Here is a 20060-nt window from a genome sequence, read left to right on the forward strand (position 1 = left end):
CCATAAACCTTGACTTCGTCATCTAACGATTATTGACCTTGTCAAGCAACAGGTCCGGGCCTCACAAGCTCCGGACCTGTTGTATCCGGGTTATTGACTGTCACTTAAAAGACTTACTTTTGCGCATTATGTCAGCAGTACATTTCTACAAATATCAGGGTACCGGTAATGACTTCGTGATCATGGACAACCGGAAAGGCGAGTATAACTTTTTGACGGAAGAGCAGGTGAATTTTCTGTGCGACCGCCGTTTCGGTATCGGGGCGGATGGCCTTATGCTGCTGAACACCCAGGAAGGTTATGATTTCGGTATGAAGTATTACAACGCTGACGGCCGTGAAAGCAGCATGTGTGGTAATGGTGGCCGTTGCCTGGTGGCTTTTGCCCGTAAAATGGGCCTTAACGATGAAAAACTCAGTTTCCTGGCCGTAGATGGTCCTCACGAAGCTACCCTCAACGGTGATAGCTGGGTGAACCTGAAAATGCAGGATGTAAACGGGGTGGAAATAGGCTCGCTCTACTCCTATCTCAATACCGGCTCTCCTCACTTCGTTAAATTTGTGGAGGACGTTAAGTCGGTAGATGTATTCTCAGAAGGAAAACAGATCCGCTATAATGACCGTTTTGCCAAAGAAGGTACAAACGTCAATTTCGTTCAATCCCTGGAAAAAGGCATCTTCGTCCGCACCTATGAACGCGGCGTGGAAGATGAGACCTATTCCTGCGGTACCGGTGTTACTGCTGCAGCCCTGATGACAGCAGGACAGGAAGAAAAAGAGTACGTAGTACCCGTGCAAACCCTGGGAGGCAAACTGGAAGTACGTTTCACCAAAACCGGCGAAAGGTCTTACAACAATATCTGGTTATGCGGGCCTGCTACCCTTGTCTTCGAGGGAAATATCACATTACCATAACTTTAATTATTCTACCTTTGCGGCCGGATGATCCAATATTTCAAAAATATAGACGCGCGTACGGTAGAAATATCAACTCCTGAAAACGGGGCCTGGGTAAATATTACCCCTCCCCTGAAGCAGGCCGAGTTTGAACAACTGTCGGAAGAGCTGGATATTCCCCTGGACTTTTTGACCGACTCTCTCGATATCGATGAGAAGTCCCGTTATGAACTGGAGGACAATGTTAAGCTGATCGTAATCAAGACGCCTACGGAGAATAATTCCATCAACGAAAGCGATGCTTATTACATCACCATTCCTATAGTGATCATCCTGACCCATAATCAGATACTCACTGTTAACTCTTTCGATAACGCGGCCATTAACCGCTTTCTGAATACTTTCCATAACCGTCATCCTGAAAAAAGGAATATGATGGTGCTGAAAATCTTCGAAAAGGTGACCATGAACTTCCTGGATTACCTGAAAGAGATCAACCAGCGCAGAAATATCCTGGAACAAAAGCTGTATGACAGTAACCGTAACGAAGAGTTACTCTACATCATGCGGATCCAGAAAAGCCTGGTCTATTTTCTCACCGCCCTTCGCAGTAATGAATTGCTGCTCATGAAAATTGAGCGTACCAACTTCCTGGGACTGAACGAAGATGAGAAAGAATTCCTGCATGACCTGATCGTAGATACTTCCCAGGCCCTGGAAATGGCCAACGTTTATACAAATATCCTCAGCAGCTCAATGGATGCCTTTGCCAGCATCATCTCCAATAACCTGAACCTGGTCATGAAACGCCTCACGTCCATCACCATCGTTCTGACCTTCCCGGTATTGGTAGCCAGCGTATACGGTATGAACGTAGAGATCCCGTTTGCCCACTCGGCACACGCGTTCTATATTCCTGTCGTGCTCTCGATCGTTATTTCCGTGATCATGAGCTGGTATTTCATGAAGAAGAAATGGTTCTAAATAATGTTTAACGTTCGTGTATACGGCATAATGCTCAATGAGCAGAAACAGGTCCTCGTAACTGATGAATACATCCGTGGGGATTATTACACTAAATTTCCCGGCGGCGGACTGGAATTCGGCGAAGGCACTTTACAGTGCGTAGTGCGGGAGTTTCAGGAAGAATTGGGACTTGACGTAGAAGTCATAGAACATATCTATACAACTGATTTCTTTCAGCTGTCTGCGTTTGACGACGGCAAACAGATCATCTCTATTTATTACCTGGTAAGACCATTGTCGGAATTAACCTTTCCTACCAGCGACAAACCTTTTGATTTCGTCATTCCCGAAGACAAAACCGATGTGGAAGCCGCCAGATGGATAAACTGGGAAGAGTTTTCCGCCGAAGCAGTTACCCTTCCCATTGATAAAGTAGTGGCAGATCTTGTAAAACTGCGGTATTAACTTATTCAGCCGTCTTTCCCATAGCCGCATTTTTCATGCGGGTTGCAGTTTCCTTACCCAGGTAATTCTCAATACGTCCTTCTATGAAATAGATCACAGGCGTCAGTATAATAGCTACTGTAAACTTGTAGATGTAATTCACCGTACAAACCGCCAGCACCAGTTGCCAGCTCCAGTTATTACCCAGCTTAAAGGCAATATACAATACGATAAAGCTGTCTACCAGCTGGGACACGACTGTCGATCCTGTAGCCCTTAACCATACATGTTTCTCACCGGTTGCACGTTTAATACGATGGAATACGGCTACGTCTATCAACTGGCTCACCAGGAACGCCGTGATACTGCCAATGATGATCCACATACCCTGACCAAAGATCCCGCCGAAAGCGAGCTGCATATCAGGAATACCTTTGTCGGCGTTAGAGCCGATCCAGAATTCAGCTGGTGGCACAGACAGCGAAACGTAAAACATAATAAACGCGTAGCTGATCAATGCAACAGCGATCCAGGAGATCCGTTTTACGGCCTTAGGCCCGTAATATTCATTCACAATGTCTGTCATTACAAACTCGAGAGGCCATAATAATACGCCACAGGTGAGATTGAACGATAGTCCGCTTTGACCAAATATCGTGAAGGTATGTACGGGTAAACCGAACAGTTTCTCCAGCGAAAAGATCTTCCCGCCGATACATTCTGCTATCAGCGCATTAGCTACGAAAAAGCTGCAAAAGAAGATGAAAAGCTTAGTTGGTCTGTCTTTTAGGATGTTCTGTATCATTAGAAGAGAAAATAAAATTGCACTAGTAAAATTATAACATTCACAATAAATACGTACGGAGGAAGTGCTGACCAGGTTATTTTACGCCTGAACAACATAATAGCGGCAACCAGCAGTGTAAGGACGTTGAGCGGAAAAGCGACCATCATGCCCATTGGCAGTACAAACTTCAGCAACTCCTGAAAATGGCCTTTGTAGTCGATATAATATGACACTTCTGCCAGCAGAAAACAGATGTTACAGATAAATGCCACCTTTAAAAAGAAACGTAAACGTCCCATTATTGAAATTTCGGATAAATTACAGTTATTTTGCTTTCCCTGCGAGGAATTTAAACAAAAAGGAAACGAATTCATGCAAATAGCAATATCAATAGTCATATGTTCATATAACAGAGAAGCCTATATCATTGAGGCAATTGATAGTCTGTATAAACAGGATATTGATAAGCAACGCTATGAAGTGATAGTTGTTGACAATAATAGTAAAGATAATACGGCAGAAAAGGTGAAGGCATACATTGCCGAACACCCTGATATGCAATTGTATTATTACCTGGAAACCCGCCAGGGTGCCTCCTATGCACGTAATACGGGAGCAGAGAGATCAAAAGGTGCATTGATCTGTTGCATGGATGATGATGCAGTGGCTATGCCAGGATATCTGCAAAACATTATCACCTTCTTTGAACAACATCCGGATGCTACCGGCCTGGGAGGCCGTATCATTCCCCGGTATATCCCTTCAGAGCCAAAGTGGATGTCACATTATGTATCCTCACTGGTGGGAAACTTCGATTACAGTCCTGTGGCCAAACCTTTTGAAAACGGGCGTTATCCGCTGGAATCCAACATGATAGTCCGCCGGGATGATTTCTTTGCCGTTAAAGGCTTTAATACCAGTTTGCCGGGCGTAAAAGGCACACTGCGTGTAGGTGGTGAAGGAAAAGAATTCTTTTATAAGCTGATAGCAAGAGGTGGCGTTATCTACTACGATCCTTCGGCGATCGTACATCATGTGGTAGAAGTGAAGAAACTCACATCCGAATATATGTACCGTGTCGCCTCGGGGATAGGCCGTGGAGAGAAGGTTCGCATGGTCAGCAAAGGCAGTACGGCCGTTCATAAAAAAAGTCTGGAATACCTCTTCAAACTGGGCGCCTCCGTACTGATAGGCGCCTACTACCTGCTACAGGGAAAACCAGCCAAATCATGGCCTGTAATACAATTCAGGATTGATGTACTGAAAGGTTATTGGGAACCGGTACACAAACAGGAATCTCATCCGTAAGAAATCAGCCACTGCCTTAACGGGCAATGCCGCATAGCAAACATCTTCGCTATACGGCCGACCCTCATGCTGGACAGTACTATTTAGAAAGATTTTTGTGCCGTAGGACGAACTACCAGTTCGTTCACGTCAACATCAGCCGGTTGCTCAATAGCATACGCTACAGCCCTCGCAATGGCCTCCGCCGACAACAGGTTCACCCTGAAACGTTCTATCGCCACTTTCTTCAGATCAGCATCAGATATGCTTTCTGCAAGTTCCGATTCTGTAGCCCCAGGTGCTACCAGCGTCACGCGGATATTTCCGCTTACTTCCTGACGCAATCCTTCTGAAATAGCCCTTACAGCGAATTTTGTCGCACTGTAAACAGTGGATGTAGGCCCTACCCAGCGGTCGCCAACAGAAGAAATGTTGATGAACTGCCCACTTTCCTGCTGCTCAAAAACCGGCAGCGCCGCCGCAATACCATGTAATACGCCCTTAATGTTTACGTCCACCATCTGATGCCATTCATGCACCTTGTAGCTATTCATCATAGACAATGGCATCAGGCCTGCATTATTGACCATTACATCGAGTCCGCCGAATTGTTCCTGTCCCAGCTGTACCAGCGCTTTTACATCCTCCGGCCTTGTCACGTCCATCTTCAGATAGGCCGCCTTCCCTCCTTCTGCCACGATAGCAGAAACGATCTTTTCCAGTTTGTCCGTACGTCTTGCACCCAGCACCACTGCCGCACCTTTGGCTGCCAGGTGACGCGCGATCGCTTCTCCTATACCACTGCTGGCACCTGTAATAGCAACTACTTTTCCTGCAATTTTTAGTTCTTCCATGATTCTAATTTTGTAGTGAGTTATTTGGTTTGATGAGACAAAATTAGCATGGCGGAGGGCCGTGGTGTTAGAGCTATTCAATGCGATAATTGCATAATTCAAACAATGGAGGGCCGGGGGCTGGGTTAACACGTTTCCGCGGTGCGCCCCGTATACAACACGTTTCCCGGGGGTTGTCACCCCGGGCTACAGACAAGGGACTCCTAACGGAGTCCTATTATGTTTTGTTGATCAGATTTTGTTGATCAGATTTTGTCAGAGGACTTTGTAGAAATGCGGTTTGTTGCTCACGATGGTAGGAGTAAGCGTCCATAGACGGAACACATTTTTTGTAAGCCCCCATACCTGAGGCATGTATCTGAATGGGTTACGTGCTTTGAAAAGATTTTCAAATATGCTGCCTATGAAAAATAGGGGTATGGCGAATGTGTAATTCAACAGAAGAATAAAATACCACATCACACCAAACTGTTTACGTACCCGTACATGATTGGATAACATCAGTTGAAGGCCTTTTCTGTCGTATAGTCCGTAGTAACCTTTTTCATCGGAATCAAAGGCGTCTCCCGTCGTTTCCCCCTGCAGATGTATGATATTGATATCTCCTAAAATGGCGAGAGGCCCCAGTTGACGAAGCCTGCTGCACCATTCAACTTCTTCGGCATACAGAAAGAAATCTTCATCCATATAACCTGCTTTTTCAAGAGAGCTGCGCTTCACCATCAGGAAGGCGCCACTGATCCAGTCTACAAGATGTTCCGTACTAGCCTCCTGTACATTGGGCACCTTGGTTTTCAATTGATAACCGACCCAACGGATCACCTTTCCCCAATAAGGTAAAGGCAGCAGATGATTCAATCCTCCTTTCATAAAGTAGTTCCCGGAGATCTGCAGACTACGGTCTGCATTCAGCTGTTGCACACCACAGGCAACGAGGCCGCTTTTGGAGAACCGTTGCACACATTTGTCCAATGCATGATCAAGGATCAGTGTATCAGGGTTGAGCAGCAACAGATGATCCCCTTTTGCAACACGTAAACCGGCGTTGTTAGCACGGGAGAAACCTGCATTGTAGCCCATCTGCAGAAACTTTACGAAAGGAAAGGCATCTGTGATCTGTTGTTCACTGTTATCACCGGAAGCATTGTCCACTACGATCACTTCATAACTGATAGCAGTAGTTTCCGCTACAATTGTACTGATACAATCCAGTATGAGACGGCTGCTCTTATAATTCACAATGATGATCGATAGGTCCATGCTCGAATAGTATAATTATAATTAACGTGCGTTTACAGATGATGAAAAAATGCTAAACATCACGAGAAATCGCAAATTAATAAATACCTTTAGCTTTCCAAGAACTGTTATAGAATATGAGCTTATTGCGGAAAAAGAGTATCGTCTCGATCGTATGGACATATATTGGTTTTATTTTCGGGGCTATCAATGTATTCTTATCCGCCAGATACCTTTCGCCAGAGTATAACGGTCTTACACGCGTGATCCTGGAAATGGGTGTGTTATTTTCCTCCTTTGCCACCTTTGGCGTGCCTACCCTGCTAGCTAAATTTTATCCTTACTATAACGACCGGCTGGATCGCAAAAACTCTGACCTGCTTACACTTGCGCTCGTTATTACCACGATAGGCTTCATTTTGCTGGCAGCCAGTACTTACTTTCTGAAGCCGCTGATCAGCCGGAAATTCTCCGGGAAGTCGCCGTTACTGGTTGATTACTATTATCTCGCATTACCAATCGCCTTCTTCCTGACTTATCTAAATATACTGGAAGCCCAGGCATGGAATCTCTTTAAAACAGTCATTTCCAACTTCTTCAAAGAAGTGGCTTTTCGCATCGCTAACTTAGTATTGCTTGGGGCTTATATCTTTCAACTGATCTCACTGGATACCTTCATCATACTGTTCAGTTTATTATACGGCGTTTCCTTCCTGGGACTCCTGATCTATATGATCAGTATCGGGGAGATCAACATTACCTTCAAAATTAGCAAGTTAACCAGACGGCTATGGAGGATGATGGTGCCGTATGTACTCCTGATGCTGGCAGGGAACGTTGTGACAATATTCAAAGACAGTTTCGACGGACTCGCTATTTCCAGCTTACACGGACTAGAATATGCGGCTGTATTTGTATTGGTGAATTACCTGGTTACTTCCATAGGTGTGCCACAGCGAAGTGTGGTAAGCATTGCATTTCCAGTTATAGCAAGGGCGTGGAAGGAGAAAAATATGGAGAAGCTGGCAGATGTTTATACTAAAACTTCTATCACGCTGTTGTTGATCTCTACCTTCCTTTTTGGCCTGGTATGGATCAATTTTGAAGATGCATTGACGTTCCTGCAATTACCTGCTATTTATCTGACAGGAAAAACCACGTTGTTATTGCTGGCACTCGCGAAGATCGTAGAACTAGGTACCGGGGCCAGCGGACAGATCATCATTTCCTCCAGGAGATGGAAATTCGAGTCTTATTCGAATATGATCCTGCTGGCGTCATCTGTTCCTGTGAACTATCTCATGATCAAGGAATATGGTATTGAAGGAGCCGGGGCGGCCGTACTGATACTTATTATAGTATTTAATGGTATCCGCTTCTTTTATCTTTGGTACAATTATAAACTACAGCCTTTTAATATTAAAACAGTATATGGCGTTGCAATGCCGGTAATACTGATCCTCATCACAACATTGCTTATCAACACTCCCTGGCCATTACTGAATATCTGTCTGCGTAGTATTATTTACGTAGCAGGCTTCATTACCATCACACTACTGCTCAACATCTCAGAAGATGCCACAGGCGTATTTCAGACGGTAAAGAAGCGTTTAGGAATAACCAAACCTGAGTAAGGCGATTATTTTTCTTTTCCTCCGGAAATAATGTTCTTCAGTAGTGCGATCCCGAATGAAAGCGGGACAACTACAGCACCTTTGATCTTCCTGAAAGTGATATAAGCGAAAGATATAAATGCCTGTGAAGGAGATAAACGATAGAGCTTCTGCAAATAGAACTGCATCTTCGGTCCGTTCTCCTTGAAGACGGCATAGAATACTGCATACTTCCTGTACAACAAGATCTCATCTCTTTTGCTCACATGCTGCACCAGCAATGGCAATTGCTTTTCAACCACGATCTTTTGCAGGTCCTGTACCGCACTTGACATAGTGCCTGTGAGAGAAGCAGCATGCACACGGTAATAATAAACGTTGTATTCAGGCAGATAATAAAACTTACTATGCATGAATGCACGTAAGAAAAAGTCATAGTCTTCAATCATGAACGCAGATACATTATACCCTTTATTCCGTTCATGCACTGCCTTTTTATATAAGAAGCATGCGCCGCAACCTTCCCAGGTTATAATACTCTGGTTGATATCATTGAAACGCATGATGCCGACCTGTTTGTTATCATCATCTATCTGGATATAATCGCAGTATACGAGATCAATTTCAGGTTTCTCCTGTAATACCTTCACCATTCTTTCAATAGCATCGGCTGCGTAATAGTTATCGTCGGATGTCCAGGTGAACAAACTTCCTTTCGCCTCATCAAAACCGACGTTCAAAGAGGCTGGCAAACGTTTATTCACAGCATTGTTGATCAGGCGTACACGCGGGTCACGGTTTACGTATTCCTCCGCAATGGCGGCTGTATTGTCGGTTGAACAGTCATTTACAATGAGCAGCTCAAAGTTGGTATATGTTTGCGCGAGGCAGCTGTCCAGCGACTGTCTCAGGTAACGCGAACCGTTGTAAGTAGGTAAAACAATCGTGACCAGTGGTCCGTTCATATTAAAGCACTTTGTATAAAATATCAATGATCTGTACACTACTGGTGCCGTTCCCGTAAGGGTTCACAGCCTGCGCCATCTGCTGGTACAGGGCCTCATCGTCCAGCAATGCCATACAATTCTCTGCAATGGCTTTTCTGCTGGTACCTACCAGTCGCGCTGTACCGGCAGCAATACCTTCCGTTCTCTCCGTCACTTCCCGCATTACGAGTACAGGCTTGCCCAATGCTGGCGCCTCTTCCTGAATACCGCCGGAGTCTGTCAGCACCAGGTAACTCTGTTGCATCAGCCATACGAGGTACGGATAATCCAGCGGTTCAATAAGATGGACACCGGCTACATCACTTAACAAACGTTGTACCGGTTCCTGTACCTGTGGGTTCAGGTGTACCGGGTATACGATCTGTACCTGACCGGCATATTTCACTGCAATATCCCTTATTGCCATACAGATCTCTTCGAATGGTTGTCCGAAGCTTTCGCGACGGTGCCCGGTAACGAGGATCGTCTTTTTAGCAGGATCAAGAAAGCGGAAGTATTCTTTATAAGCCGGCGCATCTTTGATCAGGTCGAGGGCCATAAGCAACGCATCGATCACTGTATTGCCGGTCACGTACACCTGTTCTCTGATATTCTCGGCATAGAGGTTCTCCTGTGCATTCACTGTCGGCGCAAAATGAAAATCGGCCAGGTTACCCGTCATTTTGCGATTCATTTCTTCGGGAAACGGAGAGTATTTATTTCCACTGCGAAGCCCTGCTTCTATATGCGCGATCTTTATTTTCTTGTAGTAAGCGGCAAGTGCGCCTGTGAATGCGGAAGTAGTATCTCCCTGTACCACAAGCACATCCGGCTGCTCTCTTTCCAGTACTTCATCCAGCCGTTTCAGACCATCAGCAGTAATGTCAAACAGCGTCTGCCCTGGCTTCATCAATGCCAGGTCTTCGTGCGGAGTAACGCCAAAGAAGTCCAGTACCTGTGCCAGCATCTGACGGTGCTGACCGGTCACACATACATATGTCTGCCATTTATCGGGCTGTTGTTCACATGCTTTGATCAACGGGATCATCTTAATGGCTTCTGGTCTGGTACCGAAGAGGAAAAATATTTTCTTCAAGCGTCGCTCTCTTTTTGATTTAAGAATAGTTTCAGTATTGTTCTTCCGGGAGCAGGATTATACAACTTCAATGCATTGGCATTTGCGGCCAATCCCATTTTCTCCCAGTCTGCCCGTTTCTGCCAGGCCCTTTCCATTGCGTCTGCCATGGAGGCCACTGACACACCGGGGCTGATAAAGCCTTCCACACCGTCATTCACCCATTCTGTATGTCCACCAACATCTGTCAGTACGGAAGGACGGCCCGATACCATCGCCTCCACTACAGCAAGCGGCATGCCTTCCTGGTGAGATGGCATCAGCAAGAGGCTGTTTTTTCTCCACACTTCTGTGATGTTGTTTACTTTTCCATGGAATGTGATCCTGTCGTCCAGGTTATAAAAAGTGCTTAAGCGTTTCAGGTATCCTTCATCAAGGCCGGAGCCATAAATGTTCAAATGCCAGTTGCGGGACCGCCATTCTTCCCTGTTCAATACACTCAATACAAGGTCCTGCCCTTTATGATCGGTTACCAGTATTCCCACCATAGCAAAGTGTACCGTATCGCCAGTTGGAAATGGCTGTATGCCGATATTTGAAAGGTTCACAGGGTTCCTCACCACCATGGCATTCTCTATATGTGAACAGGTATGCATGCGGGCCAGTTCCAGGTTATGTTCGGACACGAACAGCACCTTCTTTGCCTGCTTATAAGCGGCTGCAACTCTGTCGTAATCCGTACTGCCAAAGCCTCTTACATTATGATTCAGGTTACAGTTGATATACAGGGCGGCAGGACTGGTCTCCAAAGCCTTCAGCAGTAATACGTCGTCTGCGATGGAGTAAGAGGTCCCAACGTAAAATATAATGTCTGGTTTTACCTTAAACAGTTTGTGAAAAGGGTTTTGCAATTTATTAGCGAGAATGATCAGGCCTTTACGAAGGATCCTTTGCAAGAAAGGAAGACCTGGTTTGACAAATCCACGGCGATAAAACAATTTTGCTCCATTCTCCACCAGTTTCACGGTCTTTGGGTGAGCAGGCCCGCATTTCAACGCAGAAATATAGATCTGATGCCCATCTTTCAACGCTTCTGCGGCCATATCGGCCCACAGCTCTTCGCTACCGCCCCAGGGCTCTTTAATAATGGAAACAATACCTATCTTCATTGGATATTCACCGGAATTTTTCAAACCGTAAAATTAATGTCCGGGCGAAGATATATTTAATTATTCTACCCTGCCTCCTCCTACATAATACTTTTTCCAGTAAGTTTCATTGAGGTCACTGATCATAACGCCGGAGCTGGTAGAAGCATGTACAAATTTATCATTACCAAGATAGACGCCAACATGTGATACAGAACTGCCGTTGGTCTTAAAGAAAACCAGGTCGCCTTCACGCATTGAAGAGTTGCCGATCTTTTTGGATTTGCTATATAACTGGGAAGAGCTGCCTCCTGCCGGTAAACTGAATACCTGCGATAACAGGTTATTCGTGAAGCCGGAACAATCTACGCCGCTCTTGGTCTTACCGCCGTATACATAAGGAGTTCCCCACCAGTCCTCGATGAACCGGAAAAGGTTCATATTCAGGACCGTTTCCACCCTTACGTCCAGTAACTGGGCATATTTAAACTGCCAGAGCGCTGCAAACTCGAGGTTAGCACTACCTGCTGTAAAATTCTTAATCTTTGCGGACCCTGTATTAGCAACATTGCTGGATAGTCCCGCTCTGGAAATAACCATCCCCTCTATGAACTGGGACTCGCTCCCGGAAGCTGACTTTCCTGCCGTTCTCTTAGTAGAAGTACAGGAACCTATTCCCAGCGCACACAATATAACAGTCGCCAACAGGACCTCCTTTCTTTCTTTCATAAGCCTTTCAGATTAAATAGATTTGAGCAAATTTACTAATAATAATTGTTTTTAAAGTGTTTTCAGCTGCTGCTCCGGAACCCTCATCTGTAAAGGGATGAGGAAAAGACGACGTATAGCCTGCCGTTAGTATTCCGTGCTTTTTCTATTTTAAACGCAGGGGTTGTGGATAAATTTTACTGTCAGCTGATTCTTAATATGGGCTAAGAGTCGGATTTTTGCCAAATGATCTTTTCCCACTTACACGTTCATACTCAGTATTCATTGCTGGATGGTGCAGCAGACATCAAATCATTGTACAAGAAAGCTATGGCCAGCAATCAGCCGGCCCTGGCCATCACGGACCATGGTAACATGTTCGGAGTGTTCCAGTTTGTGGCGGAAGCTTATAATAATAGGCTGAACCCTGAAGATCCGAAGGATAAAAGGCTGAAAGTAAAACCCATCGTAGGCTGTGAGTTCTACGTCGTGGAAAATCGTTTCAAACGCGCCTTTACCCGTGAGGAAAAAGACATCCGTAATCACCAGGTACTGCTGGCCAAAAACGACGAAGGCTACCGCAACCTCATCAAATTGTGCTCACTCGGGTACATGGAAGGGCTGTACGGTAAGTATCCACGTATCGATAAAGAACTGATCCTTCAGTATCATAAAGGTCTTATCGCCACTACCTGCTGTCTTGGTGCCTCCGTACCAAGAGCGATCCTTAAAAAAGGAGAAGAAGCTGGTGAAGACGAGTTCAAATGGTGGCTGGACATTTTCGGTGAGGATTATTACGTTGAATTACAACGACATGGTATCCCCGAACAGGAAAAAGTAAATGAATCCCTGCTCAAGTTTGCCGCCAAACATAATGTAAAGATCATTGCGTCCAACGACTCTCACTATGTGGACAAGGAAGACGCCAACGCACATGACATCCTGCTCTGTATTAACACGGGCGAGAAAAAGAGCACTCCTACCATGAAGGATTTCTCTGATGATGACGTGTCCATGAAGAATAAACGTTTCGCTTTTTATAACGACGAGTTCTATTTCAAGACCACGGAAGAGATGACAAAACTCTTCCACGATCTGCCGCAGGCGATTGACAATACGAATGAGATCGTTGACAAGGTAGAACTGCTGGACCTGAAGCGAGACATCCTTTTGCCTAACTTCCCTATCCCACCTCCCTTCCTGACACAGGACCAGTACCTGCGTCATATCACTATGGAAGGCGCGGCTAAAAAATATTCAGAGATCACGGCAGAAGTAGAGGAGCGTCTCAACTTCGAACTCCAGGTAATTGAGAACATGGGATTTGCCGGGTACTTTCTTATTGTATCCGACTTCATCAAGGCCGGACGTGACCTGGGCGTATTCATCGGCCCAGGCCGTGGATCTGCCGCCGGTTCTGCGGTGGCTTACTGTATAGGTATCACCAATATTGACCCGATCAAGTACAACCTGCTTTTTGAGCGTTTCCTTAACCCGGAACGTAAGAGCATGCCCGATATTGATACGGACTTCGATGATGAAGGCCGTCAGAAAGTTATTGACTACGTTGTTCAGAAATACGGTAAGAACCAGGTAGCACAGATCATTACCTATGGTACGATGGCTGCCAAGATGAGCATCAAGGACGTGGCCCGTGTAATGGACCTCCCGCTGGTAGAGTCCAACATGCTGGCCAAAATGGTGCCCGATAAGCCGGGTATTCAGCTGGACCGTATCTTCAACGCTCCCATTGATGAAGGCGAAAAGAGCCTGGCAGAGAAAGAAGGTCTGGGACCGGAAGACCTGGAGAACGTGAAGAGATTACGTGAACTGATCAAAGGACAGGACCTCCAGGGTGAAGTATTGAGAGAGGCCTGCGTACTGGAAGGTTCCGTACGAAATACCGGTATCCATGCGGCGGGTATCATCATTGCGCCGAAAGACCTGTATGACCTGATCCCGGTATCTACTGCTAAAGATTCCGACCTGCTGGTAACCCAGTTTGAAGGTAGTATCATTGAGAGCGCCGGTGTAATCAAGATGGACTTCCTGGGTCTGAAGACCCTCACCATCATCAAGGGCGCCCTGGAACTGATCAAAACGAACCACGGGATTGAGATCAGCATTGACGATATTCCGCTGGACGATGCCAAGACATATGAACTGTACCAGAAAGGGGAAACCAACGCCACGTTCCAGTTCGAGTCTGCCGGTATGCAGAAATACCTCCGCGAACTAAAACCTGACCGTTTTGACGACCTTATTGCGATGAACGCCTTGTACCGTCCGGGACCACTGGAGTACATCCCGTTGTTCATCCGTCGTAAACATGGCCTGGAAGAAACGGTGTACGACCTGGCGGAAATGGAAGAATACCTGAACGATACCTATGGTATTACGGTATACCAGGAGCAGGTAATGCTCCTTAGCCAGAAACTGGCCAACTTCTCCAAAGGTGATGCTGACGTACTCCGTAAAGCCATGGGTAAAAAGCAGAAGGCCGTACTGGACAAAATGAAGAAACAATTCATGGAGGGTTGTGCCGCTAACGGACATGACCTGAAAATCTGTGATAAAGTATGGACGGACTGGGAAGCATTCGCATCCTATGCGTTCAATAAATCCCACTCCACCTGTTACGCCTTCGTGGCATACCAGACCGCTTATCTGAAAGCGCACTATCCTGCGGAGTATATGGCGGCTGTACTGAATAACGCCAGCAACATTGAAAAGATCACCTTCTTCATGGAAGAGGCGAAACGTATGGGAATAGACGTATTGCCACCGGATGTGAACGAGTCATTCAAAGGCTTTGCGGTGAACAAACAAGGTCAGATCCGTTTTGGGCTGGCAGGTCTGAAAGGTGTGGGTGAAGCAGCGGTTGAAAACATCCTGGAAGAAAGGAAAAAAGAAGGCCCATATAAGAATATCTTTGAGATGATCAGACGGGTGAACCAGCGTGCGGTGAATAAGAAATCACTGGAAGCCCTGGCTATGTCCGGTGCCTTTGACTGTTTCCCCGAACTCCACCGTGCCCAGTATTTCCATAAACCAGAGAATGATACTACTACCGGTCTGGATAAGATCGTGAAATTCGGTCAGCAGGTGTCTGCAGGAGCAGCTACAGCAATGGGGAGCCTTTTTGGAGAAGAGTCAATGCCAGACATTGAACCACCCAAGATCCCACCGTGCGATGCATGGCCGCTCATCCTGAAGTTGAACAATGAACGTGAGGTGACCGGTATTTATATTTCGGGGCATCCGCTGGATGATTACCGTTTTGAAAGCCGGCATTATAACATGAACACGGTTCAGGAACTTGTTGAATATCAGGCAGATCTAAGCACCCCCGGCAATGCCCGTGCAGGCCGTGAACGTAACTTCAGGCTTGCTGTCTATGTGACGGGAGCACAGGAAAGAATATCAAGAAACAACCGCCAGTTTGGCATAATGACGATTGAGGATTACTCCGGTAAATTCGAGTTTGCCTTGTGGAGTGAGGACTTCATCCGTTTCGCACCATACCTCAAAACGGGGTTATGTCTCTTCCTGAATGGCGGTTTCAAAGCCAAACGTTTTAATGATGCCGAGTACGAGTTCAAAGTAAGTGGTATACAGTTGCTACAGGAGGTTAAGAAGACGCATACGAAGAAGGTGACGCTGGTTACAATGCCGAAGTTCATTACCAGAGAGCTGGTTGACTTCCTGGTGGACAACATTGCCAAGTATCCCGGCGCCAGTGAGCTTTTCCTGCAACTTATTGACCGTGATGATCAAATGCAGGTCAAACTGCACACCTTTAATAAACATATTGAGATGAATGATGAACTGGCGCACTTCTTGACGAAACAACCTGATATCGATGTGTATATAGATACAATCAATAAGTAGCGGTCGTAAAATGCTCTAATTTGCATGGTCGTAAGGCGCCTTTTAACAAACAGATACCGGCTGTCAAAAAAGCAGTAATTTGCAGTTGGTTTGAAAATTGAATGTATATATTTGCATTTATAAATTTATTCAGGAACTTTGATTTTACAATAATTTCATAAACTTTAAATATCATGGCATTAGAATTCACAGATTCGAACTTCCAAACGGAAGTATTGAGCTCCGATAAATTGAGTGTGATCGACTTCTGGGCAGAATGGTGTGGTCCTTGTCGCGCTATCGGTCCAGTTATCGAAGAACTCTCTAAAGACTATGCGGGCAAAGTAAACGTAGGTAAAGTGAACGTAGACCAGAACCCTCAGTTGTCTATCAACTACGGTATCACCAGCATTCCTGCTATCCTGTTCATTAAAGATGGTCAGGTAGTTGACAAACAGGTAGGTGCTGCTCCAAGATCTGTTCTGGAGAAGAAGATCCAGTCTAACCTCTAATAGGTTTAAAACATCATAAAAAGAAGCCGGCCCGTCTCAGATGGGCCGGCTTTATTATTTATTATCCTGTTCCCGCCAGTGTATCCCTTTCTCTGCAGTGATAGATCCGCTCTTCCCATTCGAGGTTGCCACTAGTTATAATAAGAAATCGTCACAAAATTCGTTTACTTAATGCATGTCCCTGAAATTGCCGCCAGGTTGAAAAATGGTTGTTCTTTATCAGATAATCAATTTAACCGCAGAATATCCCTTTTTCGTAGATTCATTATCTGCTTCTGACCATAAGGTTGTAACTTTTCCGGAAAAATAACGGGACAAGCCGTATTTTAACATTCAAACTAGAACATTGCGCAATTTTACCCTTTTTATCCTCGCCCTCCTCTATGTTATACCATCCTTTGCCCAACGCAAGTGCGGCACTGAAGAGTCCATGCAACAGTTCATCGCTGCGAATCCCGCTTTTCAGAAGGTACGTGAAAGAAAAGAAGCTCGTTTGCAGGAGATGACCCGGTCTGTGAAACAATTAAGGGCGCAGGCGAAAACGATCTATCCTGTTGTGACGATCCCGGTGGTAGTACATATCGTGATGAGAAATCCCAGCCTGGTTACTGACGAGCAGGTGCAATCACAAATAGATGTGCTTAATCGCGATTACAGTGCCAGCTCTCCTGACATATCAAGTGTACCGGATGCATGGAAACCGCTCATTGGCGATGCAGAGATACAATTCTGCCTGGCACAGCGCACACCAGATGATAATCCAACCAATGGGATCAACAGGGTGACCACTACCGTCAATTCTTTTAATCCTGGTAATTCTGCATCTATGGTAAAACATGCATCCTCAGGTGGGGCAGATGCATGGAACAGTAACAACTACCTCAATATATGGGTTTGTAACCTCTCAGAAGATTACCTGGGAATTGCTACGTTTCCCGACGGTTATCCTGCCGCTGAACAGGGCGTCGTGATCCTCTACTCAGCGTTTGGCTCCACTGGTAGTGCAGTATCTCCATACAATCAAGGACGTACTACCGTCCATGAGGTAGGTCACTATTTTTCCCTCCGCCATATCTGGGGTGATGAATCACGCTGTATGGCAGACGATGGCATTGACGATACGCCGTTACAGGGCGACCATACATATAACTGCCCGGGGTTTCCACTTACAGACGCCTGTACTGTTGATTCTCCCGGTATTATGTTCAATAACTTCATGGATTATTCGGACGATGTCTGCATGTTGCTGTTTACCTCCGATCAGGTGGATAGGATGCGCCTGACATTGAGCCAGGACAGGGCTTCTCTCCTTTCTTCCAATGCCTGCATACCGTTAAACCTACTGGAAAATGACGCACAGGTATTGAGTGTTGTTTCTCCTTTCGGACAGGTTTGTGAAAACAGTATTACGCCTTCTGTGGTACTTAAAAATCAGGGCAGCAATACGCTCACTTCGGTGAAGATCAATTACCTGGTGGATGATGGTACCATCAAAACTTATAATTGGACAGGCAGTCTCACGGCACTAAAAACAGATACCATACAACTGGAGAACAGCGTACCCGGAGAAGGGATGCACGTGCTGAAAGCATTCACGATATCACCTAATGGCGTGGCTGATAACGACATTACAAACGATACAGCCTGGACCACTTTCCAATACTATACAGATGGCAGTCTGCCTTATGCCGAAGGTTTCGAAAGCAATACTTTCCCACCAACAGGCTGGGAGATAAAGAATTACGACGGCAGTTATACCTGGGAGATTACATCTGATGCCGCGAAGTCAGGTACAAAGTCCATCGTAATGCGTAACCTGCTTTATAACACCAATGATGCTATTGATGACATTCTGAGCCCGACCTTCGATCCCGCGGGCCATGACTCCGTATTCCTGTTTTTTGATGTAGCAGCAGGAGCATCTTCAAGTCTCAGCTCTCTGGAGCCCTGGGATAGCCTCCAGGTCTTTACAACTTCTGATTGTGGTCAAACGCTTGATATTGTTTATAACAGAGGCGGAGCAAATTTACTGACCCGCAAACAACCGTCAATCAGCGAGTTTATTCCTACTGCAGCCGAATGGCGCAGGGATTCTGTCAACCTGACACCGATGATCAAAAAGGGGCGGTTCAGGGTTGTATTCAGGAATATCAGCAATGCTGAAAACAATATCTACCTGGATAATATCAATATTGTTACGAAGAATACCCTTCCTTATCTGAAAGAGAAAGGGATCACCATAGGACCTGTACCTGTGGCGAACCAATTATACATCACCTTCCTGGAAACGCCTAATGACCTGGACTACATAGCGATCTATAACACTTTAGGACAACTGGTGGCAAAGCAACCGGGTTCTTCCATCAACAATAGCAACCGTTTTATCTTTGATTTGGTAAATGAGCCAAATGGTATTTATTTTGTAAAATTAATATACAGGAATAACGTCAAGACTATTAAGATAACTAAAGTGAATTAAGCCAGATGACGACCAGAAATGATCATCCTGCCGTAGCAACATTACTGCAAGATACAAGATTGGATAAAGGGTTGAAAACCATTGGAGAGAAGGTGATGTCGGCTGAAAGGCTGACGCCGGAAGATGGCCTGCTGTTATTTGAGAAGGCTGAACTGGGATACCTGGGAGCCCTGGCCAATGCAGTAAGGGTGAGGATGCACGGTGATAAGACCTATTTCAATCGGAATTTCCATATAGAACCTACCAATGTTTGCATTTTTACCTGCAAATTTTGCTCTTACTCCCGTTTGTACAAGAACCGTGAAGAAGGCTGGGAATTAAGCATCGATCAGATGCTGGACATCGTAAAAAAGTATGATGGCCAACCTGTTACAGAAGTACACATTGTAGGCGGCGTGCATCCTAAAATGAACCTTGATTTCTTTGTAGAGCTGCTGCAGAAAATAAGAGCACACAGACCTGATCTTCATCTGAAAGGATTTACGGCTGTGGAGCTGGACTACATGTTCAAAAAAGCAAAGGTTTCCGTAGAAGAAGGCATGCGTATCCTGCACGATGCAGGTTTACAGTCTATGCCAGGCGGTGGCGCTGAAATATTCCATCCTGATGTTCGTGCACAGATCTGTCATGATAAAGTAGATGCAGACGGTTGGTTACATATTCACAAAACAGCACACCTGCTCGGTATGCATACTAATGCTACCATGCTGTATGGCCATGTTGAAGAATTCTGGCACCGTGTTGATCATATGGAACGCCTGCGCAGTCTCCAGGACCAGACAAAAGGTTTTAATACTTTTATTCCACTGAAGTTCCGTAACAAAGACAATGAAATGTCCCATGTAGCAGAGACTTCCGTTGTCGAAGACCTCAGGCTCTATGCCATAGCACGTCTTTATATGGACAACTTCCCCCATCTGAAAGCTTACTGGCCTATGCTGGGTAGAAATACGGCACAACTGACCCTTTCTTTTGGCGTAAACGATCTTGACGGTACTATCGATGATACTACCAAGATCTATTCCATGGCTGGCTCAGAAGAACAGAACCCATCCATGAACACGGCACAGCTGGCAATGCTGATCAAACAGGCTGGTAGAAGGCCTGTGGAGAGGGATACAGTTTACAATGAGATCAAAGACTATACAGACGTCGTATTCTCGGAAGAAGAATTGATGGCCCGTTAAAAACACACG

General features: G+C 45.6%; 17 protein-coding genes. 9 read left to right on the plus strand and 8 right to left on the minus strand.

Annotated elements, in window-relative coordinates; genetic code table 11:
* Positions 1–128 precede the first annotated feature (128 nt).
* Genes dapF through C7475_RS04810 form a run of 3 tightly spaced genes read left to right on the plus strand, consistent with a single transcriptional unit; the run spans position 129 to position 2327 of the window.
* On the plus strand, positions 129–914 hold the full coding sequence (gene dapF, locus C7475_RS04800; protein WP_110051656.1) for a diaminopimelate epimerase: 786 nt from the start codon (positions 129–131) through the stop codon (positions 912–914).
* A 27-nt stretch (positions 915–941) separates the two neighbouring features.
* Positions 942–1880: a magnesium transporter CorA family protein gene (locus C7475_RS04805; RefSeq protein WP_110051658.1), complete on the plus strand. Its 939-nt coding sequence runs from the start codon at positions 942–944 to the stop codon at positions 1878–1880.
* Positions 1881–1883: 3 nt separating this feature from the next.
* Entirely contained in the window at positions 1884–2327 is a 444-nt protein-coding gene (locus C7475_RS04810) for an NUDIX domain-containing protein (protein WP_110051661.1), read from the plus strand.
* 1 nt (position 2328) lies between these two features.
* Here C7475_RS04810 and C7475_RS04815 read toward each other — a convergent pair whose 3' ends face one another.
* On the minus strand, positions 2329–3111 hold the full coding sequence (locus C7475_RS04815; protein WP_110051663.1) for a queuosine precursor transporter: 783 nt from the start codon (positions 3109–3111) through the stop codon (positions 2329–2331).
* Positions 3111–3392, minus strand: a complete 282-nt coding sequence (locus C7475_RS32915; protein WP_158286424.1) for a hypothetical protein — start codon at positions 3390–3392, stop codon at positions 3111–3113. The genes C7475_RS04815 and C7475_RS32915 overlap by 1 nt, the downstream gene beginning before the upstream one ends.
* Positions 3393–3465: 73 nt before the next feature.
* On the opposite strand from C7475_RS32915, the gene C7475_RS04820 reads away from it, so the two are divergent.
* The gene (locus C7475_RS04820; protein ID WP_158286425.1) at positions 3466–4401 is read left to right on the plus strand and encodes a glycosyltransferase family 2 protein; all 936 of its coding nucleotides are present in this window, start codon (positions 3466–3468) and stop codon (positions 4399–4401) included.
* 83 nt (positions 4402–4484) lie between these two features.
* On the opposite strand, the gene C7475_RS04825 is transcribed toward C7475_RS04820, so the two are convergent.
* Together C7475_RS04825 and C7475_RS04830 are read right to left on the minus strand one after the other, a co-directional pair.
* Positions 4485–5234 carry an SDR family oxidoreductase gene (locus tag C7475_RS04825; protein WP_110051668.1) on the minus strand — a complete coding sequence of 250 codons (750 nt, stop codon included), beginning with the start codon at positions 5232–5234 and terminating at the stop codon, positions 4485–4487.
* A gap of 255 nt (positions 5235–5489) precedes the next feature.
* Complete coding sequence (locus tag C7475_RS04830; RefSeq protein WP_110051671.1) at positions 5490–6494, minus strand: glycosyltransferase family 2 protein; 1005 nt, start codon at positions 6492–6494, stop codon at positions 5490–5492.
* Positions 6495–6610: 116 nt separating this feature from the next.
* On the opposite strand from C7475_RS04830, the gene C7475_RS04835 reads away from it, so the two are divergent.
* Positions 6611–8107 carry a lipopolysaccharide biosynthesis protein gene (locus C7475_RS04835; RefSeq protein ID WP_110051672.1) on the plus strand — a complete coding sequence of 499 codons (1497 nt, stop codon included), beginning with the start codon at positions 6611–6613 and terminating at the stop codon, positions 8105–8107.
* 5 nt (positions 8108–8112) lie between these two features.
* Here C7475_RS04835 and C7475_RS04840 read toward each other — a convergent pair whose 3' ends face one another.
* The 4 genes from C7475_RS04840 to C7475_RS04855 are packed head-to-tail and all read right to left on the minus strand — an operon-like array spanning position 8113 to position 12024.
* Entirely contained in the window at positions 8113–9051 is a 939-nt protein-coding gene (locus C7475_RS04840; RefSeq protein ID WP_110051674.1) for a glycosyltransferase family A protein, read from the minus strand.
* 1 nt (position 9052) lies between these two features.
* Positions 9053–10168 carry a non-hydrolyzing UDP-N-acetylglucosamine 2-epimerase gene (wecB, locus tag C7475_RS04845; RefSeq protein WP_110051676.1) on the minus strand — a complete coding sequence of 372 codons (1116 nt, stop codon included), beginning with the start codon at positions 10166–10168 and terminating at the stop codon, positions 9053–9055.
* Positions 10165–11340 carry a glycosyltransferase gene (locus C7475_RS04850; RefSeq protein ID WP_146217471.1) on the minus strand — a complete coding sequence of 392 codons (1176 nt, stop codon included), beginning with the start codon at positions 11338–11340 and terminating at the stop codon, positions 10165–10167. The genes wecB and C7475_RS04850 overlap by 4 nt, the downstream gene beginning before the upstream one ends.
* A 36-nt stretch (positions 11341–11376) precedes the next feature.
* A complete protein-coding gene (locus tag C7475_RS04855; protein ID WP_199236171.1) occupies positions 11377–12024 on the minus strand; it encodes a C40 family peptidase in 648 nt (215 codons plus the stop codon).
* A 225-nt stretch (positions 12025–12249) separates the two neighbouring features.
* Between C7475_RS04855 and dnaE the strand changes: the two genes are divergently transcribed.
* The 4 genes from dnaE to mqnE all read left to right on the plus strand — a co-directional run bounded on the left by dnaE (position 12250) and on the right by mqnE (position 20051).
* Positions 12250–15894 (plus strand): DNA polymerase III subunit alpha, encoded by a 3645-nt coding sequence (gene dnaE, locus C7475_RS04860; RefSeq protein WP_110051681.1) that lies wholly within the window; start codon positions 12250–12252, stop codon positions 15892–15894.
* Positions 15895–16067: 173 nt separating this feature from the next.
* On the plus strand, positions 16068–16385 hold the full coding sequence (trxA, locus tag C7475_RS04870; protein WP_110051685.1) for a thioredoxin: 318 nt from the start codon (positions 16068–16070) through the stop codon (positions 16383–16385).
* Between the two features lie 346 nt (positions 16386–16731).
* On the plus strand, positions 16732–18864 hold the full coding sequence (locus tag C7475_RS04875) for a M43 family zinc metalloprotease (protein ID WP_146217472.1): 2133 nt from the start codon (positions 16732–16734) through the stop codon (positions 18862–18864).
* 5 nt (positions 18865–18869) lie between these two features.
* A complete protein-coding gene (gene mqnE / locus C7475_RS04880) occupies positions 18870–20051 on the plus strand; it encodes an aminofutalosine synthase MqnE (protein ID WP_110051689.1) in 1182 nt (393 codons plus the stop codon).
* Positions 20052–20060: the final 9 nt, after the last annotated feature.

It is taken from the genome of Chitinophaga sp. S165, assembly GCF_003182155.1.
Taxonomy (GTDB): Bacteria; Bacteroidota; Bacteroidia; order Chitinophagales; family Chitinophagaceae; genus Chitinophaga.

Coding starts and splice junctions, on each gene's coding strand:
- C7475_RS32915 (WP_158286424.1), bottom strand. CDS start 3,392: ATGGGACGTTTACGTTTCTTTTTAAAGGTGGCATTTATCTGTAACATC.
- trxA (WP_110051685.1), top strand. CDS start 16,068: ATGGCATTAGAATTCACAGATTCGAACTTCCAAACGGAAGTATTGAGC.
- dnaE (WP_110051681.1), top strand. CDS start 12,250: ATGATCTTTTCCCACTTACACGTTCATACTCAGTATTCATTGCTGGAT.
- dapF (WP_110051656.1), top strand. CDS start 129: ATGTCAGCAGTACATTTCTACAAATATCAGGGTACCGGTAATGACTTC.
- mqnE (WP_110051689.1), top strand. CDS start 18,870: ATGACGACCAGAAATGATCATCCTGCCGTAGCAACATTACTGCAAGAT.
- C7475_RS04855 (WP_199236171.1), bottom strand. CDS start 12,024: ATGAAAGAAAGAAAGGAGGTCCTGTTGGCGACTGTTATATTGTGTGCG.
- C7475_RS04835 (WP_110051672.1), top strand. CDS start 6,611: ATGAGCTTATTGCGGAAAAAGAGTATCGTCTCGATCGTATGGACATAT.
- C7475_RS04820 (WP_158286425.1), top strand. CDS start 3,466: ATGCAAATAGCAATATCAATAGTCATATGTTCATATAACAGAGAAGCC.
- C7475_RS04830 (WP_110051671.1), bottom strand. CDS start 6,494: ATGGACCTATCGATCATCATTGTGAATTATAAGAGCAGCCGTCTCATA.
- C7475_RS04805 (WP_110051658.1), top strand. CDS start 942: ATGATCCAATATTTCAAAAATATAGACGCGCGTACGGTAGAAATATCA.
- C7475_RS04815 (WP_110051663.1), bottom strand. CDS start 3,111: ATGATACAGAACATCCTAAAAGACAGACCAACTAAGCTTTTCATCTTC.
- C7475_RS04825 (WP_110051668.1), bottom strand. CDS start 5,234: ATGGAAGAACTAAAAATTGCAGGAAAAGTAGTTGCTATTACAGGTGCC.
- C7475_RS04840 (WP_110051674.1), bottom strand. CDS start 9,051: ATGAACGGACCACTGGTCACGATTGTTTTACCTACTTACAACGGTTCG.
- C7475_RS04810 (WP_110051661.1), top strand. CDS start 1,884: ATGTTTAACGTTCGTGTATACGGCATAATGCTCAATGAGCAGAAACAG.